The sequence below is a fragment of the Pedobacter sp. UYP1 genome (genome assembly GCF_040547305.1).
Lineage (GTDB): Bacteria > Bacteroidota > Bacteroidia > Sphingobacteriales > Sphingobacteriaceae > Pedobacter.
Window position 1 is genome coordinate 153,757 of sequence record NZ_JBEPPL010000004.1, and the last position, 15,236, is coordinate 168,992.

18 protein-coding genes are annotated in these 15,236 nt (G+C 37.9%); 9 read left to right on the forward strand and 9 right to left on the reverse strand.

Features of this window, described 5'->3' with window-relative positions; genetic code table 11:
* Positions 1-33 precede the first annotated feature (33 nt).
* Positions 34-699 (reverse strand): metal-dependent transcriptional regulator, encoded by a 666-nt coding sequence (locus ABIB30_RS10770; RefSeq protein ID WP_354301861.1) that lies wholly within the window; start codon positions 697-699, stop codon positions 34-36.
* 137 nt (positions 700-836) lie between these two features.
* On the opposite strand from ABIB30_RS10770, the gene ABIB30_RS10775 reads away from it, so the two are divergent.
* Positions 837-1,307 carry an Lrp/AsnC family transcriptional regulator gene (locus ABIB30_RS10775; protein ID WP_041884810.1) on the forward strand — a complete coding sequence of 157 codons (471 nt, stop codon included), beginning with the start codon at positions 837-839 and terminating at the stop codon, positions 1,305-1,307.
* Positions 1,308-1,506: 199 nt separating this feature from the next.
* On the opposite strand, the gene ung is transcribed toward ABIB30_RS10775, so the two are convergent.
* Positions 1,507-2,190, reverse strand: a complete 684-nt coding sequence (gene ung, locus ABIB30_RS10780; protein WP_354301864.1) for a uracil-DNA glycosylase — start codon at positions 2,188-2,190, stop codon at positions 1,507-1,509.
* Between the two features lie 7 nt (positions 2,191-2,197).
* On the reverse strand, positions 2,198-2,605 hold the full coding sequence (locus ABIB30_RS10785) for a thioredoxin family protein (RefSeq protein ID WP_354301866.1): 408 nt from the start codon (positions 2,603-2,605) through the stop codon (positions 2,198-2,200).
* A gap of 192 nt (positions 2,606-2,797) precedes the next feature.
* Here ABIB30_RS10785 and ABIB30_RS10790 point away from each other — a divergent pair, with 192 nt between their 5' ends.
* Complete coding sequence (locus ABIB30_RS10790; protein WP_354301868.1) at positions 2,798-3,337, forward strand: DUF2892 domain-containing protein; 540 nt, start codon at positions 2,798-2,800, stop codon at positions 3,335-3,337.
* A 53-nt stretch (positions 3,338-3,390) separates the two neighbouring features.
* Here the strand turns inward: ABIB30_RS10790 and ABIB30_RS10795 are convergent, their stop codons facing one another.
* The 6 genes from ABIB30_RS10795 to ABIB30_RS10820 all read right to left on the reverse strand — a co-directional run bounded on the left by ABIB30_RS10795 (position 3,391) and on the right by ABIB30_RS10820 (position 9,634).
* Entirely contained in the window at positions 3,391-3,603 is a 213-nt protein-coding gene (locus ABIB30_RS10795) for a hypothetical protein (RefSeq protein ID WP_354301870.1), read from the reverse strand.
* A gap of 86 nt (positions 3,604-3,689) precedes the next feature.
* A complete protein-coding gene (gene lysS / locus ABIB30_RS10800; protein WP_354301872.1) occupies positions 3,690-5,411 on the reverse strand; it encodes a lysine--tRNA ligase in 1,722 nt (573 codons plus the stop codon).
* Positions 5,412-5,524: 113 nt separating this feature from the next.
* Positions 5,525-7,438: an AMP-dependent synthetase/ligase gene (locus ABIB30_RS10805; protein ID WP_354301874.1), complete on the reverse strand. Its 1,914-nt coding sequence runs from the start codon at positions 7,436-7,438 to the stop codon at positions 5,525-5,527.
* A gap of 134 nt (positions 7,439-7,572) precedes the next feature.
* Positions 7,573-7,899, reverse strand: a complete 327-nt coding sequence (locus ABIB30_RS10810) for a HesB/IscA family protein (protein WP_068401527.1) — start codon at positions 7,897-7,899, stop codon at positions 7,573-7,575.
* Positions 7,900-7,932: 33 nt separating this feature from the next.
* Positions 7,933-8,346: a Fe-S cluster assembly scaffold IscU gene (gene iscU / locus ABIB30_RS10815; protein ID WP_068401521.1), complete on the reverse strand. Its 414-nt coding sequence runs from the start codon at positions 8,344-8,346 to the stop codon at positions 7,933-7,935.
* 76 nt (positions 8,347-8,422) lie between these two features.
* On the reverse strand, positions 8,423-9,634 hold the full coding sequence (locus tag ABIB30_RS10820) for an IscS subfamily cysteine desulfurase (RefSeq protein WP_354301877.1): 1,212 nt from the start codon (positions 9,632-9,634) through the stop codon (positions 8,423-8,425).
* 124 nt (positions 9,635-9,758) lie between these two features.
* Between ABIB30_RS10820 and mce the strand changes: the two genes are divergently transcribed.
* The 7 genes from mce to ABIB30_RS10855 all read left to right on the forward strand — a co-directional run bounded on the left by mce (position 9,759) and on the right by ABIB30_RS10855 (position 15,222).
* On the forward strand, positions 9,759-10,163 hold the full coding sequence (gene mce, locus ABIB30_RS10825; protein WP_354301879.1) for a methylmalonyl-CoA epimerase: 405 nt from the start codon (positions 9,759-9,761) through the stop codon (positions 10,161-10,163).
* A gap of 4 nt (positions 10,164-10,167) precedes the next feature.
* The gene (locus ABIB30_RS10830) at positions 10,168-10,455 is read left to right on the forward strand and encodes a hypothetical protein (protein WP_354301881.1); all 288 of its coding nucleotides are present in this window, start codon (positions 10,168-10,170) and stop codon (positions 10,453-10,455) included.
* 94 nt (positions 10,456-10,549) lie between these two features.
* Positions 10,550-10,798, forward strand: coding sequence for a type B 50S ribosomal protein L31 (locus ABIB30_RS10835; RefSeq protein ID WP_265842116.1), 249 nt, complete (start codon positions 10,550-10,552; stop codon positions 10,796-10,798).
* A 126-nt stretch (positions 10,799-10,924) separates the two neighbouring features.
* Complete coding sequence (locus tag ABIB30_RS10840; protein WP_354301883.1) at positions 10,925-12,100, forward strand: putative sugar nucleotidyl transferase; 1,176 nt, start codon at positions 10,925-10,927, stop codon at positions 12,098-12,100.
* 124 nt (positions 12,101-12,224) lie between these two features.
* Entirely contained in the window at positions 12,225-12,986 is a 762-nt protein-coding gene (gene tpiA, locus ABIB30_RS10845) for a triose-phosphate isomerase (protein ID WP_354301885.1), read from the forward strand.
* Positions 12,986-13,825: a 50S ribosomal protein L11 methyltransferase gene (gene prmA, locus ABIB30_RS10850; RefSeq protein ID WP_354301887.1), complete on the forward strand. Its 840-nt coding sequence runs from the start codon at positions 12,986-12,988 to the stop codon at positions 13,823-13,825. Before tpiA ends, prmA begins: the two co-directional genes overlap by 1 nt.
* Before the next feature lie 44 nt (positions 13,826-13,869).
* Positions 13,870-15,222, forward strand: a complete 1,353-nt coding sequence (locus ABIB30_RS10855) for a UDP-N-acetylmuramate--L-alanine ligase (RefSeq protein WP_354301889.1) — start codon at positions 13,870-13,872, stop codon at positions 15,220-15,222.
* The last annotated feature ends 14 nt before the right edge of the window (positions 15,223-15,236 follow it).

The following is a 15,236-nucleotide window of genomic DNA, read 5'->3' on the forward strand; positions in this document are numbered from 1 at the left end:
AATTCTTTTAATTAGTAACAGCTTCTTCTAATATTATTCAGTTTCTTCTAATTTAACCAGGATGTGCTGCGCTACTTTGCGACTGACATTTATCTTTTGGGCATTGACCATGAGTTCTACGGAACCATCATAGGCGGTAATTCCATGGATAGCTATCGCTACACCTATGGTTAAACCCAACTTTTCCAGATGGATTAAAAATGGAGAAGAATGTTCACTGACCCCGATGATGATGCCAGTTTTTCCTTTGGCAATTTCATGGAGGTGTATATGTGCAGAGGGTTCAAAGTTTCCATGCTGATCGGGAATCGGATCACCGTGGGGGTCTCTTTTCGGAAAACCAAGAAAATCGTCTAACCGCTCTACTAATATCGAAGAGTTGATGTGTTCGAGTTCTTCTGCAATATCATGGACTTCATCCCACCGGAATTTCAGTTTGTCTACTAAAAAGACTTCCCATAGCCGGTGTTTTCTGATGACTTTGATTGCGGCGGCTTTCCCTTTTTCAGTTAATGTGACTCCCTGATACTTAATATAATCAATTAATTGCTTATCTGACAGCTTTTTAAGCATGTCTGTTACAGAGGCGGCTTTGGTGTTCAATCCATTGGCAATTGCGTTGGTTTGTACCGTACCCGGCTCTGTTTGGGAGATGTGATAAATGACTTTGAGGTAATTCTCTTCAGTAAATGAATGCATTGTATTAGCCTAATAATAGTTTTAGGTAAATCTAAAAATTATTGGATAAAATAAAGCATAATTTTTATGTTTATTTTTAGAATTAAATTTGGTAAATAAGGTGTTCTTATTCTACCTTTGGGTTCAAGATCGGAAAAATGGCAGCAGAACTAGATAAGATAGATTTTAAAATACTTAAACTTTTACAAGAAAACGGAAGAATAACCAATTTGCTTTTATCGCAGGAAATTGGGTTATCACCAGCACCTACTTTAGAAAGAGTAAGAAAACTGGAGATGTCCGGTTTCATTAAGAGTTACCATGCATTAGTGGATGAAGAGAAACTGGGTTTAGGCATTAAAACGTTTATTCAGGTGCAACTGGATTTCCACAAGAACAACACGATCCAGATATTTTTGGATGAGGTCAACCAGATTAAAGAAATAACTGAGTGTCACCATGTGACAGGACAGGCAGATTTCCTGTTGAAAGTCTATGTAAGTGACATTAAAGCTTATGAGCGTTTAATTATGGACAAAATCAGTAAAATCAGCGTAGTGAAGACCTTTCAGACGATGATGATTATGTCTACTACTAAGAAAGAGCCGATTGTTCCCCTGGAATACTAGTTTACAGCTTCTTTTTAGCTGCAACTTCTTCAAATTAGTTTCTGGTAGAAAGGCTACCAGAAACTAATTTTCATCGTTTCGCTTAAAAATAAGCTGTAAACTGTTTCTTCACAAATGTATGGTGTCTATGTATGGTGCCAATGTAGCGCCAATGTTATGTCGCCAGTATATTGCCAATTTATCACTGCATGATCTGCTTTTAAGATGAGCTGATCTGCCAGTTAATTGGCTTCTTTCCTTTAGCAACCAGAATTTCATTTGTTTTCGAGAAATGTTTACTGCCGAAAAATCCGGTGTAAGCAGAAAAGGGCGATGGGTGTGCAGATTTTAAAACTGTATGTTTCGTTTCATCAATCAGTGCAGCTTTCTGTTGTGCAAACTTACCCCATAATAAAAATACCAATCCTGTTTTTTTATCAGAAAGCTGGCTGATAGCCTGGTCTGTAAATGCTTCCCAGCCTTTACCCTGATGAGAACCTGGTTCATGTGCTCTAACCGTAAGCGATGCGTTCAGTAATAATACGCCTTCATCAGCCCATTGGGTCAGGTTACCATGATTTGGTGTTTTGAACCCTTCTATATCTGTTTCCAGTTCTTTATAAATGTTTTTTAAAGATGGCGGAGTAGTTACTCCTTTTTGTACGGAAAAAGAAAGACCATGTGCCTGTCCGTCTCCGTGATAGGGGTCCTGACCTAAGATCACTACTTCTACTTGATCAAAAGGGGTATGGTTAAAGGCGGCGAAAATATCTGCGCCTTTAGGATACACTGTTTTTCCTGTCTCTTTTTCTTGTAAAAGAAAAGCCTTCAGGTTTTTCATGTATTCTTTTTCAAATTCAGGTTCCAGTACTTTTAACCAGCCTGGTTCTAATGCTGCTGACATTTTTATTTTATTTAGTAAGTATTTCAATCATATCGCTTTCCAGCGTAACTAAAGGCGATTCTGTAATTCTGCCGATCTCTTGTTCATTTTCGGTAAAAATGAAAGTGGGAACCTTGTCTATATTCAGGTGATCGGTTAATCCATTAGTTGCCTTTTTTGATTCATCAACAAAGATCATTGTGATTTGTTCTGCTAAAAAACCGGCCTGATCCAGAACTTTATACAGGCGGGGTACTTGTCGTCTGCAGTCTCCGCACCAAGTACCCAGTACGATTATAACTTGTTGCTGCTGAAGCAATGATTTTAGCTTTTGTACAGCCTCAGGATCGGGCGTGTAATCAGGATATTCTATAGCGTATTGTGCTTTCATTTCCGGAGATTCAAATAGTTTCTCCCTGGCAGCTGTATTTAGCATATTTTATTTCGCCTTTAATTTTGGTGTTAAAACCTGACCAGAATCATTATTCATAGCTGAAGAATGATTCTGGTCAGGTTTTAGCAAAGATAAGGATCAAAATGAGATAAACATTTTTAGAATCTGTTTTAAATTTAAATCTGATTTTTGGTATATAAACACGATATTTGCACGAAATAATTAAAAATAGATATGCCAAACATAGTAAGACTTATCGCAGCTTTTGTGATACTGGGGGGTGCGGTAGCACTTATGATTTTCGGTTTTTGGGGTTGGGGAGTTTTAGCGGTATTGATTAGTATACTAATCGTGGCTACTTTTTTCTACAACGAAAACATGCTGCTTGCACAATGGTTTTTACGTAAAGATGATATGCCTAAAGCGGAACGCTTTTTAAATAGAATAACAAATTATGAAACACAATTGATCAGACCTCAGCATGGTTATTATCAATTGCTGATTGGTTTGATTGAATCAAGAAAAGCACCAATGCAGTCTGAGAAATATTTCAAGAAAGCTTTAGCATTAGGAATGCAGATGGATCATAACATTGCCCTTGCTAAATTGAGCTTAGCTGGTATTGCCATGGGTAAACGTAATAAAAGAGAGGCGCAGATTTACCTGACAGAAGCTAAGAAAGCAGATAAGAACAAATTACTGGCAGATCAGATCAAACAAATGAAAGATCAGTTAGCGATGCTGGATAAGCAACAACAAGTAAGATATAGATAGTTCATCAGGAATTAACATAGCAAAATAAAAAAAGCCACATCATGTGGCTTTTTTTATTTATCACTCAGATTGTCGAAAGTGTCAATAGTTTCCCTTGCGCCACGGCTGATGATATCATCTTCCATGCATTCTTTTTTTCTGCTAAAAAACAATTGTTCAGATTGAATTCTTTTGATAAGCTGACGGATCAGGGACAGATCAAAGGCATCTTTACTTAATTTTATGCAGTATTCGTTTTCAGTTATCTCCAGACTTGAATTATTCATAACATTCAATTTTATTGTTTGCTAAAAATAGAAAAGGCCTGCTATATATCAATATAGCAGGCCTTTAAGTTTTTGTTATGATTATGTTAAGAGAACCAGGCGGTTACGTCTTCTTTCGAAGGCATAGTTAATTCAAGTTTTAACTTTTTGCGCATACCGCCCAAATCATTAAACACTTTATTTGCATTGGCTCCTGCTAAATCTTCTACAGTGTTAAAGCCCATTTTACGGATCACCTGAACCCATTCTGCCGGGATACCAGCATTTACGAAATCTTCGTCAGTAGTGATTTTGGCTTTTTTCTCCGGTCTCATCTGCGGGAAGAAAAGTACTTCCTGAATGGTAGACTGGTTAGTCATCAGCATCACCAAACGGTCAATACCAATGCCTAAACCTGAAGTTGGAGGCATACCATATTCTAATGCACGGATAAAATCGTCATCCATCGCCATCGCTTCATCATCACCTCTTGCAGCCAGTTTTAACTGGTCTTCAAAACGTTCTTTCTGATCAATAGGATCATTCAGCTCCGTATAGGCATTACCGATTTCTTTACCCATTACAAAAAGCTCGAAACGCTCTACCAAACCTGCTGAACTACGGTGCTTTTTAGCCAGCGGAGTCATTTCTATCGGGTAATCAGTAATGTATGTAGGCTGGATTAAATTAGCTTCTACTTTCTCACTGAATAATTCATCAACCAGTTTTCCACGGCCCATTGAAGGATCAACCTCTATATTCAGACTTTTACAAGTCTCTTTAAGCTGTTCTTCGGTCATGGCCGAAACATCGATTCCTGTATATTTCTGAATAGACTCATACATCGTCAATTTCTCGTAAGGCCCAGCAAAATTAATTTCATGTTCGCCAACTTTAACGATAGGTGAACCATGTGTAGCTCGTGCTACTTTCTCCAGACAGGCTTCTACCATGCCCATCATCCAAATATAATCTTTGTAAGCTACATAGATTTCCATCGATGTGAACTCTGGGTTATGCGTACGGTCCATTCCTTCATTTCTGAACATTTTTCCGAACTCATATACACCGTCAAAACCAGCAACGATCAGTCTTTTTAAATATAACTCATTTGCAATTCTCAGATATAAAGGCATATCCAGTGTATTGTGATGCGTATTAAAAGGACGTGCTGCTGCTCCACCATGGATGGCTTGCAGGATAGGTGTTTCCACTTCCATCCAGCCCTGCTCATCGAAGTAAGCTCTCATGGTATTGATTACCTTAGAACGGGTGATAAAGATCTGTTTAAAGTCCGGATTTACGGTCAGATCTACATAACGTTGTCTGTATCTTAGTTCAGGATCAGTAAAACCATCAAAAATGTTTCCGTCTTCGTCACGTTTAACGATTGGAAGGGGTTTCAATGATTTAGCCAGTAATTTGAATTCAGTTACGTGTACAGAGATCTCACCAGTTTGCGTGGTAAAGACATAGCCTTTAATTCCAATGAAATCACCAAGATCCAGTAATTTCTTGAAAACTGTATTGTAAAGTGTTTTATCCTCCTCAGGACAAAGTTCGTCTCTCTTTAAATAAACCTGGATACGGCCGGTAGAATCTTGTATCTCTACAAAAGCTGCACTTCCCATAATACGACGGGTCATGATTCTGCCTGCAAAACTTACCTTTTGATAAGCCTCCTTATTATTTTCGTAATTAGCCAGTATATCGGCTGCGTTTGTATTGATTTCATATCCTTCAGGTGGATATGGATCAATGCCCAGTTCACGTAACTGAGTAAGCGCATTTCTGCGCAGTATTTCTAATTCTGATAATCCTGTACTCATAATATGTTATATATTCGGCTTTCACCGGATAAGCTCTAATTTATCGCTGCTTGAACGCTATGTTCAGGCAGCTGCAAAAATACTAAATTAGAGGCTGTTTTTTTTTAGAATTTTTAATCCGCATCAACGGCTTCAGTATAGAGCTCATTGATCGCTTCAGCGTAGATCTTTTCAACCACCTTACGCTTTATTTTCATGGTAGGTGTGATCTCACCTTCTTCAATGCTGAAAGGGTTTCTTTTGATTCTGAAGTTCTTGATCCGCTCAAACTTGGATAACTCATTGGATAATTTCCTGATATCCTGTCCAATCCAGTCTATAATTTCCGGCTCATTGATAAAGATGTCCGGTTGTAGGAAGTACGAGTCTGGTAAGTTAAATTTTTCCTGCAGGCTTTCTCTGTTCGGGATAATGATCGCGGTCAGGTATTCTCTTTTATCGCCAATTAAAAATAAGGAATCTATTTTAAGACTTTTCAGATAGATGTTTTCTACTGGTGTAGGATAAACATTCTTTCCGTAAGCATTGACGATCATGTTTTTTAAACGGTCAGTAATCTGAAGGTTACCTTTATAAAAACGGCCAATGTCACCTGTGTGGAACCAGTTGTTTTTATCAATGGCTTCAGCAGTTTCTGCTGGTTTATTGAAATAGCCTTGCATTACACAATGGCCACGCACTATAATTTCACCTTCAGCACATTCGAAATCTACCGCAAAAGATTCATGGGTTTGGATGCTGATCATTTCTTTAGTCTCAATGTTCTGGATAGCAACCTCTATGCCTGGAATAATCCGGCCTACGGTTCCATAAACCTGTCTGTCATATTCCGTAACTGACATTACCGGAGAGGTTTCAGTCAAGCCAAAGCCTTCCAGTATTTTAATACCCAGGTTACCGAAAAATTCACCAACATTTTTAGGAAGCGCCGCACCGCCCGAAATCATGAATTTTAATCTTCCACCGGTTTTCTCTTTTATTTTGCTGAATACCAGTTTCTCCGCAATTCTCTTTTCTACGGACAATACGATGCCCGGTGTTTTGCCAGCTTCGATTTTATGACGATAGTTTTGCCCTGTTTCCAATGCCCATAAGAATATTTTAGCTTTCAGGCCACCTTCTGCTGTGCCGCTTTTAATGGCTTTATCATGGATGCGCTCTAATAAACGGGGCACACAACTCATGACAGTTGGTTTGATCTCTGCCATGTTTTTGGCCAGTAATTCCAGGCTTTGTGCATACGCAATTTTACAGCCTTGTGCGCAGCATACATGGTAGGTTGCTGTCCTTTCAAAGACATGGGACAAAGGAAGAAATGATAAGAATACATCTGTCTGGTCAATGATCGGGATTTGCTGCAGACAAACCTTTACGTTCTCCACGAAATTGCTGTGAGAAAGCATCACACCTTTCGGGGTGCCAGTTGTACCTGAAGTATAGATTAAAGAAGAGGTGTCTGAAGGACGCAGAATAGCCCTTGTTTCTTTAATCTTAACCTGATAGGTAGAAACGAGTTCTTTACCTTGTTTGATCAGTTCTTCAAAACTGATGATGGTTTTATCCAGTCCTTCGGGGACAGTAGTTTTAGTATATTCTGCAAAAGCAGGAATGATATAATTTAAGTGTCTGCAGTTGTCTGCGATCTTTAATATTTTTTTGTAAAGAAATGGATTACCGATCAGGATGGATTTTATGCCGGAGTCGTTAATAATATATTCAACTTCCTGTTCGGAGAGGGTAGGATAAATGGATACATTGATGGCACCGATTTGCTGAATCCCCTGATCATAGTATACATAATCAGGGCCATTCTCAATCATCAGTCCCATCCTGTCACCTTTAGCTACTCCTTTTGATAAAAAAAATGCAGCTACCGCATCGGCTGTGTCTAAAGTCTGCTTAAATGAGATATTTTCCCATTCATTATTCTTTTTATGGATTAAGAATGTTTCTTCAGGCTTGTGAATGTTTTCTACTACGTTTCTTAATAAGCTTGGAACCGTAGAAAACTCGTTAAATGATACCATATTTGTTTTTTTGCGAGGGCAATAATAAAGTATTTTTATAAAAACACAATAGGTGTTTTTATAAAAATAACGGTAAAATTAGCTTAAATCAAAAAAGGGCACTATAAAGTGCCCTTTTAATATATTATATCAGGTTAAACTGAGAAACTTTCTCCGCAACCACAAGTGCGGCTTGCATTTGGGTTATTGAAGTTGAATCCTTTTCCGTTTATTCCGTCTGTGAAATCAAGTTCTGTACCGGCCAGATATAAAAATGATTTCATATCCAGTGCTATACGGATCCCTCTGTCTTCAAAAAACTGATCTCCTGTTTTTTCCTCGTTATCAAAATCTAAATTGTAGGATAAGCCTGAACAACCACCACCTTTTACTGAAACACGTAAAAAGTAAGTCGTATCCATCTGAGATTCCTGCATTAAGTTATCAATCTTGGTTTTAGCTTTATCTGTGATCGTGATCATATGCTTAATTGTTTAAATAAGGCCCGGTATTATTTAGTGGTGTGATTTAGGCAATGCAATTGGTTCCATGCCATTTTTAACACGGTAATCATTGATTGCTGACTTAATCGCATCCTCTGCTAATACTGAACAGTGAATTTTTACTGGTGGCAATGCTAATTCTTCTACGATATCCATATTGTCAATCGTCATCGCTTCGTCAACAGTTTTGCCTTTCAGCCATTCTGTTGCTAAAGATGAAGAAGCAATTGCAGAACCACAGCCGAATGTTTTAAATTTAGCATCAGTGATTACATTGTTTTCATCCACTTCAATTTGAAGACGCATCACGTCACCGCATTCTGGTGCGCCAACTAAACCTGTACCCACTGATTTACTGTTTTTATCTAATGTACCAACGTTACGGGGGTTGGTATAGTGTTCCATTACTTTTTCTGAGTATGCCATTTTGTTTTCCTCTAAACCTCTTGTTAAAGAGGATTGTTTTTTAAATATTTTATTTATAGATGAACCAGCCTGAAGACTAGTGCTCCGCCCATTCAATTTTGCTTAAATCAATTCCTTCCTTAAACATCTCCCAAAGTGGTGAAAGATCTCTTAAGTGGTTCACTGCTTTTTTAGTGTTTTCAATCGCGTAATCAATTTCTTCTTCGGTAGTGAAACGGCCTAAACCGAAACGGATAGAAGAGTGTGCAAGGTCATCAGAAAGACCTAAGCTTTTTAATACGTAAGAAGGCTCCAGTGAAGCTGAAGTACAGGCAGAACCTGAAGAAACAGCCAGGTCTTTCATCGCCATCATTAATCCTTCACCTTCTACATATTTGAAAGATATATTGGCTACATGTGGTAAACGGTGTTGTGTATTTCCGTTCACGTAACTTTCTTCCATTACTGTCAGTGCGCTTTCTAATTTATCTCTCAGTGCGGAAAGGCGTGCTGCTTCTGAATCCATTTCTAAACGGCATAATTCACAGGCTTTACCTAAACCAACAATCCCAGGTACGTTTAATGTTCCTGAACGCATGCCGCGTTCGTGACCACCACCGTCCATTTGTGCGGTTACTTTAACCCTTGGGTTTTTACGGCGTACATATAATACTCCAACTCCTTTAGGGCCGTACATTTTGTGTGCACTGAATGCAAGCAGGTCAATTCCGTCTGCATTTACATCTACAGGTATTTTACCTACAGCCTGAGTGGCGTCAGTCATGAACAATGCGCCGAATTTATGTGCGATTGCAGAAATTTCTTTGATAGGCTGAACAACACCGATCTCATTGTTACCATACATGATCGTAACCAGGATAGTTTGTTCAGTCATTGCTGCTTCTAATTCAGCAAGATCGATTAAGCCGTCTTCTTTTACTGACAGGTAAGTAACTTTTGCACCTAATTTCTCCAGGTGTTTGCAAGTATCCAATACTGCTTTGTGTTCAGTAGTTGCAGTAATGATATGATTACCTTTATCCTGATACATTTCGAACACACCTTTAATACCAAGGTTGTCTGCTTCTGTAGCACCTGAAGTGAAAATAATTTCCTTTTCAGTACAGCCAATCAGTTTGGCAGCTTGCTCACGTGCATAATCAACACCTTCTTCTGCAACCCAGCCAAAGGCGTGGTTACGGCTTGCAGCATTACCAAATTTAGTGGTGAAGTAAGGCAGCATTGCTTCAAGCACTCTTGGGTCAAGCGGGGTTGTCGCGTTATTATCTAGATAGATAGGAAGTTCCATTGTATGTAATTTATTCTTTTAATATACAAATGTACAAAAAAAGATTGCCAAAGAATGTAAGATGTAGCTATGAACATCGGTTGGAAACATGCATTTTTACATTCGCTTAACGTTTACATAGACAATGAATAAAATTGAACATATTGGCATCGCAGTAAAAGACCTTGATGCATCTTGCCGGCTATATGAAAAGTTACTGGGTATAGCTGCTTATAAACAGGAATCAGTATTTTCTGAAGGCGTTGATACCGCATTTTTCAGGACTGGTGAGAATAAAATTGAATTGCTGGCTGCGACTGCGGCAACTAGTCCGATCGCTTCGTTTATAGAGAAAAGAGGAGAGGGAATACATCACATTGCGTTTGATGTGGATGATATTTACGCGGAAATGAAAAGACTGAAAAACGAAGGCTTTGTACTGTTGAATGAAGAACCTAAATTTGGGGCCGACAGTAAGCTGATCTGTTTTGTACATCCTAAGGGGACAAATGGTGTACTGATCGAGTTGTGTCAGGAAATAAAAAAATAACGGAATGGATGATTTGAAAGTGCTCTGCAGGATTATAGGGAATGATTTTGAACTGGAAGATGAATTGTCCGCGGAGCAATTGAGAGCAAAAATGGTGTATGCTTTCTCTTGGTTGCTGGATAATGATATCTCTAAAATGATGAATATATTATATCGCACGGATGTGAATGAAGAAAGATTAAAATCTTTGCTGATCAGCAGCTCACAACTACCTTCGGCAGAAGTGATTGCAGATGAATATATTAGCAGACAGCTACAGAAAATTGAAACCAGAAAAAAGTATAGTACATAATTTTTTAATAATGCTTGTAAATAAAAAATATAATTAGGATATTTGCAACCTTCAAAATAAGCGACAAATAAGTACAAATAAGTATATATTCATTATGAAAAAAGATCTTCACCCATCAAACTATAGATTCGTAGTATTTAAAGATATGTCTAACGAATACTCTTTCTTAACTAAATCTTGCGTTGATACTAAAGAATCTGTGACTTGGGAAGATGGTAACGAGTACCCTCTTTATAAATTAGAGATCTCACACACCTCTCACCCTTTCTATACTGGTAAAATGAAACTGGTAGATACAGCTGGTCGTATCGATAAATTTAAAACTCGTTACGCTAAGAAATAATTCTACAGTTATAAGAAATTATTATAAAGTCCCGATGCTAAGCTTCGGGACTTTTTTTATTTTTGCTTATATTATATAATAGGAGTTTGCGCTCTGCAAATTCTGTGAACAACAATAACAACTCAAATGAACATTAATTTATTTGATGATCAGACTGCTTTAACTTTAAGGCCACTCACTTTTACCCGCCCTGTGGCCGATCTGAGGATCGGAATATTAACCATAGCTGAAAAATGGGAAAAGTATGCATCAACTGGTGCAGGGTTCTGTACCTCAGTCTATCTTAGTGCAAAATATAAAACCCGCAACGATGCAGATACCTATGTGAATGGTTCTGTTTGTCCGAATGAAAGTCTTTTTGCTGCGATTGCTGCTTTGCATAGTGGTGAAGTGCTCGTTCAGGGTGAGCTTATCTTAGCTTATAAGGTTAATCCGGGTGAAATCGTTAGTTTATCCGCAGGAGCTTTATTGCGCCCTGTGTCTTATAGTGGTATTTTTACGCGTATCGTATTTCCTGAAGATATTTTTAGAAATAATGACATTCAGCTCAGGGCTGACTTTGACCTTTTAACTAAAGGAAGGGTTTCAGCAAAGCTAAGTGCCACCAATACAGTTCTGGGCGACCGGATTTTTATCGAAGAGGGAGTAGAAGCAGAATGTGCTACATTTAATACCTTAACGGGGCCGGTTTATCTGGGTAAAAATACGCAGATCTGGGAAGGTACACATATCAGAGGGTCTTTTGCTTTGGGCGAAGGCTCCAGGGTAAAGATGGGAACCAAGATTTACGGACAAACAACAATAGGCCCTTTTAGTACGGTGGGCGGTGAGATCAACAATGCTGTGATCTGGGGATATTCTGCGAAAGGGCATGAAGGTTATCTGGGTAATTCGGTGCTGGGCCAATGGTGCAATATCGGAGCTGATACCAATAATTCCAATTTGAAAAATAACTATGCAGCTGTTAAATTATGGGATTATGAAAGAACAGCCTTCAGACAGACTGGACTTCAATTTTGCGGCTTAATTATGGCAGATCATGTTAAATGTGGTATCAATACGATGTTTAATACCGGTACTGTGGTTGGTGTAAGTGCAAATGTGTTCGGTTCGGGGTATCCAAAGAACTTTATTCCCGATTTTGCCTGGGGTGGTTCTGATAATCTGGCTGTTTATAGCCTTGAAAAAATGTTCGAAACAGCAGAAAAAGTATATGAACGCAAAAATGTTGAGTTTAATCAGATAGAAAAAGATATATTGTCATCGATTTTTGATTTAACTTCAATTTATAGATCTTTTTAAGAGAGTTTGTGTATTTTTATCAGCTATATGTGTAGTTGAGGTATAGTAACTTAATTTGAGCGTCAAAATTTGGGCTAAGCAGCAATGAAATAGGATTACAGTTAAAATAATATTAGATTTAATTATGAGAAAGAAAATAGTAGCAGGAAATTGGAAAATGAATACGGACTATGCAGAAGGTATTTCATTATTTTCAGAAATCGTTAACATCGTAAGAGATGAAAAAAAAGGCGATCAGATTGCTATCATATGTGCTCCGTTTATTCACTTAAACAGCTTATCAAAATTAGGAGGTGATGTCGTTAAAATTGGTGCTCAGAATTGCCACCAAAAAGAAAGCGGTGCTTTCACTGGAGAAATTTCAGCCAAAATGATCAAATCAATTGGTTGTGAATATGTAATTGTCGGGCATTCAGAACGTCGTCAGTATTTTGCTGAAAGCGATGCTTTACTTGCTGATAAAACTAATATTGCTTTAGCAAATGGATTAACACCTATTTTTTGTATCGGTGAAACTTTAGATGAAAGAAACAATGGTAATTTCTTTGAAATCCTTAAGGGACAATTAGAAAATGGCCTTTTTCACCTGAGTCCTGAAGATTTTGCAAAAGTGGTTATTGCTTATGAACCAGTTTGGGCAATTGGTACCGGATTAACTGCTACTGCAGCACAAGCACAGGAAGTACATGAATTTATCCGTGCAGAAGTTGCTGGTAAATATGGTGAAGCTGCTGCTGAAGAAACTTCAATTTTATATGGAGGTAGCTGTACACCTAAAAATGCACCTGAACTATTCGCTCAGAAAGATATTGATGGTGGATTAATCGGCGGCGCTTCTCTTAAATCCCGTGATTTTGCAGATATCGTTAAAACATTTAATTCTTAATGCAGTATATACAAGTCACCTTCAGCTTTAAGCTTATCCAGGAATATCAACAGGATTTATTAATCAGTGAGCTTGCTGAAATTGGATTCAATACGTTCGAAGATACCGAAAATGGTTTCTCTGCCTTTATTGATTTCGATAGCTATAGTAAAGAAAACTTAACCGGATCTCTTCTTCAGTTTGAAGGAGAGTTCGAGTATAATTATACAGTAACAGAAATTGCAGCAGAAAATTGGAATGAGGAATGGGAGAAGAATTTCGAACCACTTATTATCGATGAAACCTGCTATGTAAGAGCTACTTTTCACCCTGTTCAGCCTCAATATAAATACGAGATCGTTATTGACCCGAAAATGGCTTTCGGAACTGGGCATCATCAAACTACAACCATGATGATGCAGTACATCCTGGAGAGTGATGTTGCAGGAAAAAACATCCTTGATATGGGCTGCGGAACAGCCATATTAGCTATTCTTGCCGCTAAAAAGGGGGCTAAAGATTTAGTGGCTATTGATAACGATGAGGTTTGTTATCTGAGTGCTAAGGAGAATGCTGCACTGAATAACATTACTAATATTACTGCTTTATGCGGCGGAAAAGAAGTTATCCCTGCTGAGCAGTATGATATTATACTGGCAAACATAAATCGTAATATTTTACTGGATCAGATTCCTGTATACGCCAGCGTTTTAAAAAGCGGTGGTGAAATATTTTTTAGTGGATTTTATGAAGATCCGGATCTTCAGATGATTAAGGACGCTTGTGCTGAATTTGGCATGAATTATCTGAATCATAAGAAGATTGGGGAATGGGTAGCCTCCCGTTTTAAAAAGGTTTAATAAATAAAAGTATTTAATTGCTTTATTTTTTTTAATATTTGAGAATGCGAATACATTTTATAGCTATTGGGGGAAGTGCAATGCACAACCTGGCAATAGCTTTGCATCAGAAAGGTTTTATTGTAAGTGGTTCAGATGATTTAATTTTTGAGCCATCGGCAAGCAGACTTTCCAGACATGGGATTTTACCTGAAAAACTGGGTTGGCATGAGGAGTCAATCACGGCTGATCTTGATGCGGTTATTTTAGGAATGCATGCCCTTATTGATAATCCTGAATTACTCAGGGCACAAGCGCTTGGATTGAAGGTTTATTCTTATCCTGAATATATCTATGAGCAGACCAAAGATAAGCTGAGAGTAGTTATTGGTGGTAGTCACGGTAAAACGACAATTACTTCCATGATTCTGCATGTACTTAACTATTACAAAAAAGATTTCGATTATCTGGTTGGTGCTCAGCTGGAGGGATTCGATACGATGGTACGCCTTACTGAGGCGGCGCCTATAATTATTATCGAAGGAGATGAATATTTAGCTTCCCCGATTGACAGAAGACCAAAATTCCACATTTATAAAGCAAATATTGCAGTGATCAGCGGGGTGGCCTGGGATCATGTGAATGTATTTCCTACATTTGAAAATTACTTACACCAATTCGACCTTTTTATTAATACAATCATGCCTGGGGGCAAATTGTTTTATGCTGCGACTGACAAAGATTTACACACCCTTGTTGAAAGTAATCGTAAAGAAATTGTTAAAATAGGATACGAAATCCCTGCACACCGCGTTAGCAATGGTATAACTTATTTACTACCTGAAAATCTGCCACTGAAAGTTTTTGGTGATCATAACCTTATGAATTTAAGCGCAGCGAAATTGGTTTGTAAAGAAATTGGTATCAGTGAAAATGATTTTAATCTGGCAATTACCTCATTTAAAGGGGCGTCAAAAAGGTTGGAGTTGTTAAATGCAGAGAAAAATACAAATGTCTATAAGGATTTCGCACATTCCCCTTCAAAATTAAAAGCTACTATTGAGGCAGTAAAGTCGCAATTTGAGGAAAGAAAATTAGTAGCTTGTATAGAATTACACACATTTAGTAGTTTAAATAAAAATTTTTTACTACAATATGCAGATACGATGATCCGTGCAGAGAATCCTATCGTATATATAGATATAAAAACATTTCAACAAAAAAAAATTAAGCCTTTCACGGAAATAGATGTTCAAACAGCATTTAATAACGATAAGCTTACTTTTTTTGACAATGCCTCTACTCTTGAGCAATACTTAAGAGGGTTAGATTTTCGCCAGACAAACCTTTTGCTGATGAGCTCGGGTAACTTTGGCGGGATGGATCTAGCCAAACTGGCACGTGAGTTGAATACTTAAAGAACAAAACACAC

Coding starts and splice junctions, on each gene's coding strand:
- ABIB30_RS10775 (WP_041884810.1), top strand. CDS start 837: ATGGCAGCAGAACTAGATAAGATAGATTTTAAAATACTTAAACTTTTA.
- ABIB30_RS10835 (WP_265842116.1), top strand. CDS start 10,550: ATGAAAAAAGATCTTCACCCATCAAACTATAGATTCGTAGTATTTAAA.
- ABIB30_RS10770 (WP_354301861.1), bottom strand. CDS start 699: ATGCATTCATTTACTGAAGAGAATTACCTCAAAGTCATTTATCACATC.
- ung (WP_354301864.1), bottom strand. CDS start 2,190: ATGTCAGCAGCATTAGAACCAGGCTGGTTAAAAGTACTGGAACCTGAA.
- tpiA (WP_354301885.1), top strand. CDS start 12,225: ATGAGAAAGAAAATAGTAGCAGGAAATTGGAAAATGAATACGGACTAT.
- ABIB30_RS10795 (WP_354301870.1), bottom strand. CDS start 3,603: ATGAATAATTCAAGTCTGGAGATAACTGAAAACGAATACTGCATAAAA.
- lysS (WP_354301872.1), bottom strand. CDS start 5,411: ATGAGTACAGGATTATCAGAATTAGAAATACTGCGCAGAAATGCGCTT.
- ABIB30_RS10805 (WP_354301874.1), bottom strand. CDS start 7,438: ATGGTATCATTTAACGAGTTTTCTACGGTTCCAAGCTTATTAAGAAAC.
- iscU (WP_068401521.1), bottom strand. CDS start 8,346: ATGGCATACTCAGAAAAAGTAATGGAACACTATACCAACCCCCGTAAC.
- ABIB30_RS10830 (WP_354301881.1), top strand. CDS start 10,168: ATGGATGATTTGAAAGTGCTCTGCAGGATTATAGGGAATGATTTTGAA.
- ABIB30_RS10840 (WP_354301883.1), top strand. CDS start 10,925: ATGAACATTAATTTATTTGATGATCAGACTGCTTTAACTTTAAGGCCA.
- mce (WP_354301879.1), top strand. CDS start 9,759: ATGAATAAAATTGAACATATTGGCATCGCAGTAAAAGACCTTGATGCA.
- ABIB30_RS10820 (WP_354301877.1), bottom strand. CDS start 9,634: ATGGAACTTCCTATCTATCTAGATAATAACGCGACAACCCCGCTTGAC.
- ABIB30_RS10785 (WP_354301866.1), bottom strand. CDS start 2,605: ATGCTAAATACAGCTGCCAGGGAGAAACTATTTGAATCTCCGGAAATG.
- ABIB30_RS10855 (WP_354301889.1), top strand. CDS start 13,870: ATGCGAATACATTTTATAGCTATTGGGGGAAGTGCAATGCACAACCTG.
- ABIB30_RS10790 (WP_354301868.1), top strand. CDS start 2,798: ATGCCAAACATAGTAAGACTTATCGCAGCTTTTGTGATACTGGGGGGT.
- ABIB30_RS10810 (WP_068401527.1), bottom strand. CDS start 7,899: ATGATCACGATCACAGATAAAGCTAAAACCAAGATTGATAACTTAATG.
- prmA (WP_354301887.1), top strand. CDS start 12,986: ATGCAGTATATACAAGTCACCTTCAGCTTTAAGCTTATCCAGGAATAT.